We start from the raw sequence: 5,931 nt of genomic DNA, 5'->3' as shown, positions 1-5,931 counted from the left end.
TATGCTGGAGCAGGCCTTTACAGAGAAATACTATGAGAATACGAGTCTCCATAGTGATCAAGGATGGCAATACCAACACGATTCTTATCACAGGTTTTTAGAAAGTAAGGGAATCCAAACATCTATGTCACGTAAAGGTAACAGCCCAGACAACGGTATGATGGAGTCCTTCTTTGGCATTTTGAAATCGGAAATGTTTTATGGTTATGAGAAGGCGTTTCAGTCGCTTAAGCAATTGGAACAAGCTATTGTGGACTATATTGATTACTACAACAACAAACGAATTAAGGTCAAACTAAAAGGACTTAGCCCTATGCAATACAGAACTAAATCCTTCGCTTAAATTATTTGTCTAACTTTTTGGGGTCAGTACATTTTGAGAGTTATTATCTGCATTATTTGCCTTTTTCTTTTGTCAACCAATATGTGATTCCTGCTGATGAAATTGCTGATAAAATAATCGCTAAAATAACCCATACTCTGTTATTATCCACTGAAATTGGCGCTTCATATGTTTCTTTTTTAGTTTCAATTGGATTAGATAAAAAATTCATCACATTTTGATTGGTCGTTCCACCATCACGAATATTCTTCATAACAGTTTTAAAGGACTCTGCGTAGTCTCTATTCCCTTGAATAACTTCTGCTTCATTAGATATCAGATCATTCGTAGTTGAAATAGTCTTATCAACATTATCTTTAATAGTCTGAACTTGACCAACAAATTGAGTAAATTGATCCTTCATAGTCCCAACTGCTTCGTGATTTTGACTAGTTTCTTTTGAACCAGTAGAGGTAGTAGACACTAATGATTCAATTGAACTATATAAGCGTTTTGATGATTCACTATCATTTATTAATATTCCACTATTAGCATCTGAAGCTGTCTCCGTCACTTCCAATTGTTTCGCTTTCGTTTCCTTCCACTTATCGTACTCGGTTGATAAGGTCTTAATCGAATTGTTATACCAATCAGCTAAGTTTGTAATTTGATTTTTGAAATAATCATTCGGTAACTCAGCTTCAGCCAATTCAGGCAATGCCTCGCTTGATTTTTCTAATGACTCCAAAGAGTTTTGAATTTGTTCCAACAAAGCTATACCTGACTCTTTAAACTTAGCAACTTGATCTTCTGACAACTGAGTTGCTATATCATCACGACTGATGTTGCCGTACATATGGTAAACAGAATCTGGTGATAAGGCAGAAAAATTAATAGAGGAACTACTTGGACTTCCATAAATTGCTTGAATCATACCAGTTGTACGATCAATTTTGCTTAATTTATCAAAAATATGTTTTAAATCTTTTTTCACTAAAACATCTGACTCTTCTTTATCGCTACGATAAATAGTTTTCTTGATAGGAATTGTAGTTTCACCAATGTGTACTTCAAATGAAATTTCATTTTTCCCATAATGTGGTTCTAAAGTATATTCAACCGTCATAGTATAAAGCTTATCATCTGTTATAGTTTGCTCTCCTCCAACTAAGGTAGCATCTCCTGTAACATAAACTTTAGCTTTAGGAGATAAATATTTTGTCCCTTCAGAACTGGTAGAAACTCCGCTAGCCTCAACTACCGTTGATGATTCAGGCGAACTACTTGATGGTTTTGTCACAGATGCCTCGACAGTTTTAGACTCAGATTGGGGTAATTTAACTGTCAATTCCATCGTTTCTGTTACTTTATCGAGCTTATCATTTTCAATCGATAAAAATTCAAAAACAGGTAATCCACTTATAGAAGTAGCCTTCTTATCAAATTTAGTATAATTCTTAAGTAAATCTATTTTTTCATTATATTCTTTAACTTGATCAGCTGTTAGAACATTGAGTTTCTCCAATTTACTAAATAAAGTTTGGTAATCAGTTGGTTCAATACTAATATCTGTTAGATTTGAACGAATTAAAGTTTGATAAGTTTCAGGCAAATGATTTTCAGTAATCAAACTTTTATTAATCTGATCTACAAGTGTTGCTTTAGCATCCGAAGTAAGGTCCGATTTTAAATCAACATCTTCTTTACCAAAGTAAAAGAGTGATATTTTCTTTTTCTCTGCTTCTAATTCTGTCTTGAGATGTCCAAATTCGGATTTCCTATCTTTTATTTTACCTTGATAATCAACAATAACCTTATGATAATCAACTACTAAATTTTCTAGTTTAGCTTGTTCAGATTTTTCCTCAGCTGTACTATTTCCAAATTGATACAATGATTTAAGCACCGAATCATTTAAACCATCTATAATTTTAGAATTTTCTTCATGCTGTTCTTTCAATGTGTTATTGGTTGTTAAGACATTCTTCTCAAATATACCCTTTTGAAAATCAAAATAAGTTTTAACTTCCGTAAGTTGTTTGTCTAAGCCTATCCCTGTATTATTTAAAAGACTAACAACAGAATCAGAAAAAGCCTTTTGAGAATCTTCATAAGACGAATTCATTTTCTGTAGATTTGAAGCCAAGTCCAAAGTGCTCAACATAGACTGACTTGCTTCGTTTGACGGGCCATAGATATATTGAGAAATTTTTGTATGCGTGCCAGATTGTTCATTTACAATATTATCAACATTTCTTTTAGCATCATCTAGGTTGTTGATAACACTCGAAAAATACATTTTTATAACATTTTGGTTAATAGTATTAAGGTACTCGCCTACTCGTAACTCAACATTCTTAGATTTAACTGGATCTAAATTTGATTTCGTTTTATATGTTATCTTTGCTCTATCAGGATTAAAACTTTCCAGTTGAGCTATTTTTTCTGAAAACTGTTGTTCGATATAAACAATTACATCAACCGACCCATTTTCAAATCGATTTTCAGCAACATTACGAGTCATGACAGTCCATTGATTTGTATTCTCTTTTGATAATAAATTTGTGAAATCATTTCCTAGATTATAGGCGTTGCCATTTAATACGCCTCCAGCATCTTCATTTACCAGAGCAATATTCAATTTACGATCGTTAACCTTATTTGTTACAGAAATCTCTTGATTCTTTAAATAAATAAATGTTGCTCCTGAACCAACCAACAAAGTTACAAAAACACTACTACCTATAATTATTTTTTTCATAGCTAACCTCTCTCATTTATCCCTTTATTATACCACGAATACTAGAGTCAGGCAAGGAGGGCTTATAATCTTTATTCTATTAATAAAACTTACCAATTCGTAACTTGCTTATGCACCGACATACTAAATTTTAGGTGTTTCATTTTTTCACCATATAGAAAATCCTAGAATAGAATCCTAGGATTTGTATGTCATTTTTTGAAATCATCTACACTAAAGTGCTCATAGGTGATTTTTGAGACTTCCTCATCATAACGACTCAAAAAGTCTTGAAATCTACGATCGATGTAACCAAAGAATAGAACTTCATCTATATCCTCTTTATTAAAGAAGATAATGTTTTGATTAACAAGCCCTAGTGGAAGACTAACAGCTCCAAAGTCAAAATAACCTTGCTTGCCGTCCTTTTCAGTTTATCAAAACACCTCATACTACTCCTTCATTATTTATTTTTTTAGTAACGAAAGTTTTCACAAGCTGTTAATAAAAACCAGACCTATTTATCGCTAGAAATGAACTCTTCTAATCTTGTGATAAACTCTTTCTCAAACTCTGTTACGTGAGCTTTAAATAACACCTGATCAATTTTCTCAGCATCAAACAAATACATTGACTGAGAATCTTCAAACCCTTGAGGGTTTAGGACCCCAGAATAATCAAAAACTTTCCCTTCACTATTCTGTTGATAACGCCCGACAATCATAATAGGTTGAGTCCCATTCTTTAATAAAACAGTTGTTCCCAGTGGCAACCAATTTTTATTCATCTCTATTTCTCCAATTCTTTATTATATTATAAATAAAATGTATTAGTAGTACTACTAAAAATAAGAATAAAGGTCGTAATGATACCAAGCTTACACCTATAACAAGGAAGGCTGATAAAAAATAAATAATAGACGCCTCTATCTTGGAAGGTCTTCTAGCCTCTGGAAGCATATCTAAATGTTCTTGCGTTATAGATGAGCGATCAGTGAATTGATAAAAGAAACGATATCTTGCAGATAAAGAATCAATATCTAAAAAGTCATATCCCCTAATATAATCAACTACAAACAACATCAGTAAATTATCAATTTCGTCAATATTTTCAGTATAGAGAGAAAAATTTCTCTTTCCAGCAATGGCAATATTACTTGCAGCATAAACGGCAATCGGAATGCCATCTTTTGTGACAGGTAGAATATCTCCTTTACTACCTGAACTTACACACGTCATTTCATAGTTATTTAAATTGGATTGAAAAACTCCATGCCAGTATGCTTGTTCCCATAAGTGACCAAATCTTTCTTCTTCAGAATAAATCAAATCCTTATTTAACCCTCTAGCGACTATTCTTTTCTTTGGAGAAATGAATTCTGATTCTTTCAAGACAAGAATGTCTAAATCTGTTGCATATAGACGGTATCCTGCCTCTTCTTGAACGATTTCAATCCTTTCAGTCCAATGTTCTTCATCAGGTAGTTTTGACTGAAGAATTAATCCCTCTGAGTTTCCCCGTAATTGTAATTGTATTTCCATGTTTTACCACCCTATTGATAAGCCCAAGCCAAATGGTCCTAGTTTCATTTTTGCCTCTGCTTTTTCAGTTGTTACTCCCACTTTTGCCCTAGCAGAAACACCCACTCCGGCAGAAGCACTTACATCAATCGTAAGACCAAATATTTTAAATCCAGCTTTAGCTTCTCCTTCTACAATATAAGCATCAGCTCCCGCCTCTAATTGGACTCCTCCCTTTAGTTTTCCTTCCCTATTAGTAAAAAAACCAATTTCTCCGCTTGCATCTGCCGAAGCTGTATATGCAGAGTCAGAAAGTTTTGCATGGATATCGTTACTATCATCTCCCCAGCGAGCATGCCCTTCCGCCTCAGCGCCAGTAATTTTAGCTTTAGCTTTAGCTCCAATGCCATATTTTTGAGAATTTTTTTTATTTTTTGAGACATCTTTCTTACCTTCTTTAGCAGAAGCTAATGATTTGATTACACCAGCAGAAACATCTGCCTTAAGTACCGAAACTTCTCCGCCTAAATTCGTATCACCTGCAGTAGTTTTCCCAGCATAAGCTTCAAATCCCATATCTAAATCAGAAAAATCATCATCAACCACAACTCCCGGTGGAAGCTTCTTAACTTTTTCTCCGCTATACTTAGACTCAGCTAATCGTTTGGCTAAATCATTCTGTAACTCGACTTTCTTTCCTCCACTATGCACGGCCTTAGTATATTCTGCAACATCGTTTTTAAAACTTGTACTACGATAATAAGTTCTTGCCGCGTACTCGGTAAATGGAGTACTTGAATGAAGGGCGAGAAACTTTAATTGCTTATTTTGAACATTTATCAAATCTGTAAAGCTACTATCTCCAACAAGTTGATTAAAAGTTTCCATATTCTTTATGGTATCATCTAAACTCTTGACTGCTTGATTATAGCTCGTATTCACACTATCCAAGCTTGGATTCGTTAACGTTAGGATATCACTTATCCCTGCATAGATATTTTTTGTCTTACTGGAACTGCTCTTCAATCCCTCGATCGGATCTTTCATCCGTTGCTTGATGCGTTCTAGGTATTCTGTCTTAATAATGGCACTGTTGTCGGTCTCTGACACCGTGTCTTGGAAGAGCTTCACAAGTCCATCATAGCGACTGACAATGCTATCTAGGGCATTGACATAGTTATCAACCAGTGGTATTTGATAGTTGGTCACCTTCTGGTTAATGGCATCCTTCACTGCTCCTTTGAAGCTATCGGTTGAAACGACCTCTGATAGACGGCTTCTCGAAACAGATAGCTGCTCCTTGATACTATTTACCGAAATAACTAACAACTCTTTTTGAACTCGAACTT

The 5,931-nt window shown here is 34.3% G+C and carries 5 protein-coding genes and 1 pseudogene; 1 reads left to right on the top strand and 5 read right to left on the bottom strand.

Features of this window, described 5'->3' with window-relative positions:
- Positions 1-343, top strand: a 343-nt coding sequence (locus BLS46_RS09720) for an IS3 family transposase (protein ID WP_142350470.1), incomplete at its 5' end; no start/stop codon positions are given.
- Between the two features lie 52 nt (positions 344-395).
- Here BLS46_RS09720 and esaA read toward each other — a convergent pair.
- The 5 genes and pseudogenes from esaA to BLS46_RS10085 form a co-directional block, all read right to left on the bottom strand.
- On the bottom strand, positions 396-3,083 hold the full coding sequence (gene esaA / locus BLS46_RS09715) for a type VII secretion protein EsaA (RefSeq protein WP_093587233.1): 2,688 nt from the start codon (positions 3,081-3,083) through the stop codon (positions 396-398).
- A 191-nt stretch (positions 3,084-3,274) separates the two neighbouring features.
- Positions 3,275-3,478: pseudogene (locus tag BLS46_RS09710) on the bottom strand (DUF4176 domain-containing protein); the annotation flags it as partial.
- Between the two features lie 101 nt (positions 3,479-3,579).
- Positions 3,580-3,849: a DUF4176 domain-containing protein gene (locus BLS46_RS09705; protein WP_001039458.1), complete on the bottom strand. Its 270-nt coding sequence runs from the start codon at positions 3,847-3,849 to the stop codon at positions 3,580-3,582.
- Complete coding sequence (locus BLS46_RS09700; RefSeq protein WP_084945329.1) at positions 3,842-4,603, bottom strand: hypothetical protein; 762 nt, start codon at positions 4,601-4,603, stop codon at positions 3,842-3,844. Before BLS46_RS09700 ends, BLS46_RS09705 begins: the two co-directional genes overlap by 8 nt.
- A gap of 3 nt (positions 4,604-4,606) precedes the next feature.
- Positions 4,607-5,931 (bottom strand): LXG domain-containing protein (locus BLS46_RS10085; protein ID WP_257367396.1); only part of this gene is annotated, 1,325 nt, incomplete at its 5' end.

The sequence above is a fragment of the Streptococcus sp. NLAE-zl-C503 genome, assembly GCF_900104285.1.
Taxonomy (GTDB): Bacteria; Bacillota; Bacilli; order Lactobacillales; family Streptococcaceae; genus Streptococcus.
This window is presented reverse-complemented; position numbering and strand designations above follow the sequence as displayed.

What these genes read in the sequence shown, in the direction of transcription:
- esaA (WP_093587233.1), bottom strand. Translation starts at nt 3,083, where the DNA reads ATGAAAAAAATAATTATAGGTAGTAGTGTTTTTGTAACTTTGTTGGTT.
- BLS46_RS09705 (WP_001039458.1), bottom strand. Translation starts at nt 3,849, where the DNA reads ATGAATAAAAATTGGTTGCCACTGGGAACAACTGTTTTATTAAAGAAT.
- BLS46_RS09700 (WP_084945329.1), bottom strand. Translation starts at nt 4,603, where the DNA reads ATGGAAATACAATTACAATTACGGGGAAACTCAGAGGGATTAATTCTT.